Source organism: Psychrobacter sp. (assembly GCF_036731945.1).
Lineage (GTDB): Bacteria > Pseudomonadota > Gammaproteobacteria > Pseudomonadales > Moraxellaceae > Psychrobacter.
Genome location: NZ_DAINDI010000003.1, coordinates 16,842 through 19,477 on the forward strand (window position 1 = coordinate 16,842; position 2,636 = coordinate 19,477).

The following is a 2,636-nucleotide window of genomic DNA, read 5'->3' on the forward strand; positions in this document are numbered from 1 at the left end:
TGGCACAGTGCTCGATATTTTTATTCGGCCCAGTCGTAAGACATTGAGCATCGTGCACGAGCATCTACACGATGAATATGGCATTACCGAAACCATGCATATGGATCGGCCGTTTTTGCATCAATCATTAGAAGATAGGCAGCAGCAAAGTCGCTTTGCGTTCTTTTGGCGTAATCCTATCGTTGCTTGGTTATATCTGCATATCCCTGACCTATTAGGATTAATCGTTATTGTGGTTATCGGCTGGGGCTTATGGGCGATGATAAGCTGGCTGGTCAGTCTGTTTGGCAAGACCACTGGCTTTGGCTAAAGGTAAAGTAGCGCAAAAAAGGCGGGAAATATGATAAGTATTTGCCGCTTTTTTTAGGGTTGAGTTTATTATTTTTGACAGATTTTAAGCCAAATCTTTATCGATAAAACTATTCGGTGATGACTTCTGCTTCTACACTGATGGCCTCAAAGCTCGTTGTTTTATTATTTTGAATAAGGTCTATGCTGCTACCACCGCCATGACTGACCAGCTGAATACTGCCATCGCTTGAGCGGTAGGTAGGGTTATTGCCTTGGCCTTCTGGCGCACTCAAGGTCATTTTTGGTTTATTGGGCAGGTTGACGATAGCGTTAAGTACGCCTTTTTCTGAGGTCTCAAAAATGACAAATAACGTCTCACCGCTAGCGCTGCGATAGTTAACATCAGTGATTTGTGCGCCTTTGATGGCTTGTTCTGGATTGGGCATTATCGCAGCACTATTTGTTGAATTGTCCGCTGCGCTAAGCTCGTTTTCTGATTCATTTAAGCTTGTATCCTGTTCTAAAGTATCAGCTGGCTTAGCAGTATTTTCATCAGTAACTTTAGGCGCATTAATATTAGAGCTTACGGGTGTCGTTTGGGTGGTTGTGTTAACCGTCGTCTCTTCGGCGGTTTCAGGTTCTGGCGTCTTTTGGCAAGCACTTAGTAGGGAGAGGCTTAATAGAGTGATAGAAATCGCTTTAAAGGATGGTTTTGATGTTACTAAGGTAAAAATATCGGTTTTCATAATAGACAGCTATCCATTGATTAAGGTATGGGCTAGTTTTTACTTTAATTTTAATAAATCGTTACTGGTTGCGCTTTCTTGGTAGACATCATCTAAATAGCGACGACTGGCAAGCAGTTTATCAACGACGCCACTTTGGCTTTGGATGTTTAGCTTTTGTGCAAAGTCCAAAATAGAATGCAACTGCTCTAATACCATACTATAACTGGTAACAGATTTATCACGGTCAATAATGACAGTAGTGGCATAATGCGGGTCGAGGCTGAGGTAATCATGAATCAGTTCGGGTATGCGTATCTCTATAAGTTTATTAAGAGTAAACAGCTGTGATTCGGTAATTTGCGTATGGTGCATGCGCTCATACTGTTGTCCAATATCGTCCATAATGGCACGAAATGCCTCAGGAACTTGTTCAGCATAGAGGTATTTTATAAATGGATGCTGCGCGGTAAACTTAATAACAGTCAGACCATCTGTTTTGTCGTTCTGCGGCACTTTTTGCTCGCTTTCAGACAAGGCGCTACTTGCGGACGCTAAATATTGCTTATGCCTATGGATTGAGTCAATTTGCAGCCGACGAGATTTCTCTTTTATGATAAAAAAGATGGGTACAATAATGATAAGGCTGAGTAAAATAAGTAGCGTAAAAAAAGACATATCAATACTCTGTCATAAAAAGCTATAAATATAAAAAAGCGCGCATTTTTCTGTGCATATTTGTGTATCACAACATAACATACTTGTGCTATTTTACCCCAAGGTAAAACACTAGTTGGCAAGCGTTGCGATAAAACAATTAATAATGGATAAGCAGTTAAGGACAATAATGGATAATGACACAATTACAAAAAGTCAGCTAGCGGCATATAAGCCGACGACCGCTTATGTAGGTACTTCTTGGGCGGTGATGCTGGTAGGCGTCTTGGCGTATTTGATGGGCTTATGGAATGCACAAAGTATGCTACTGAATGAAAAGGGTTATTACTTTGCTATTTTAGCATTGGGATTGTATTCAGCAATCAGCCTACAAAAAACTCTGCGTGACCGTGCAGAAGGTATTCCAACCACCAATCTATATTATCTAATAAGCTGGGCGGCGTTGGCGGTTTCCATTGCACTTATTGCTATTGGGCTGATGAATGCCAGTGGTTTAAGCTTGAGTGAAAAAGGATTTTATATGATGGCGTTTACCATGAGCTTATTTGCTGCTGTCACGATTCAAAAGAACACCCGAGATGAAGCGCAAATCCGTGCATTAATTTCACCGAATAGTCTTAGCGATGATAATACCGCCAGAATATCGAATCAAAAGACAGATTCAGGAAAGTCACTATTTGGTTCTGTTAAATCAAGAATAGATAGTCGTGATCAGAACGATAGTGAATAATATTTTACTATATTCATAAAAGTTAGTTGAATAGCCTATTTTAAGCTATATAAAATAAATGATTAAAATAATAAATTAGCCCGCTTTATGCAATCGCGCCCGATTGGGTGACAGCCGTCCTAACGTAACAGCCGATAAAGGCGCAAAGCAGCCAAGCATCATATCTGCTAATGCTTCGGCGCATATCGGTGCTAGTGCATAACCCTTTGCCC

The 2,636-nt window shown here is 40.7% G+C and carries 4 protein-coding genes and 1 pseudogene; 2 read left to right on the forward strand and 3 right to left on the reverse strand.

Features of this window, described 5'->3' with window-relative positions; translation table 11 throughout:
* Window positions 1–310 (forward strand): annotated as a pseudogene (locus V7D75_RS00970) (DUF4112 domain-containing protein); the annotation flags it as partial.
* Window positions 311–419: 109 nt separating this feature from the next.
* On the opposite strand, the gene V7D75_RS00975 reads toward V7D75_RS00970, so the two are convergent.
* Window positions 420–1,037 carry a hypothetical protein gene (locus V7D75_RS00975; RefSeq protein WP_333613034.1) on the reverse strand — a complete coding sequence of 206 codons (618 nt, stop codon included), beginning with the start codon at window positions 1,035–1,037 and terminating at the stop codon, window positions 420–422.
* Window positions 1,038–1,076: 39 nt separating this feature from the next.
* Window positions 1,077–1,694 carry a hypothetical protein gene (locus V7D75_RS00980; protein ID WP_296191513.1) on the reverse strand — a complete coding sequence of 206 codons (618 nt, stop codon included), beginning with the start codon at window positions 1,692–1,694 and terminating at the stop codon, window positions 1,077–1,079.
* A 169-nt stretch (window positions 1,695–1,863) separates the two neighbouring features.
* Here V7D75_RS00980 and yiaA point away from each other — a divergent pair, with 169 nt between their 5' ends.
* Window positions 1,864–2,424, forward strand: coding sequence for an inner membrane protein YiaA (gene yiaA, locus V7D75_RS00985; protein ID WP_296191512.1), 561 nt, complete (start codon window positions 1,864–1,866; stop codon window positions 2,422–2,424).
* 75 nt (window positions 2,425–2,499) lie between these two features.
* On the opposite strand, the gene V7D75_RS00990 is transcribed toward yiaA, so the two are convergent.
* A partial coding sequence (locus V7D75_RS00990) for a hypothetical protein (protein WP_333613099.1) occupies window positions 2,500–2,636 on the reverse strand: 137 nt, incomplete at its 5' end.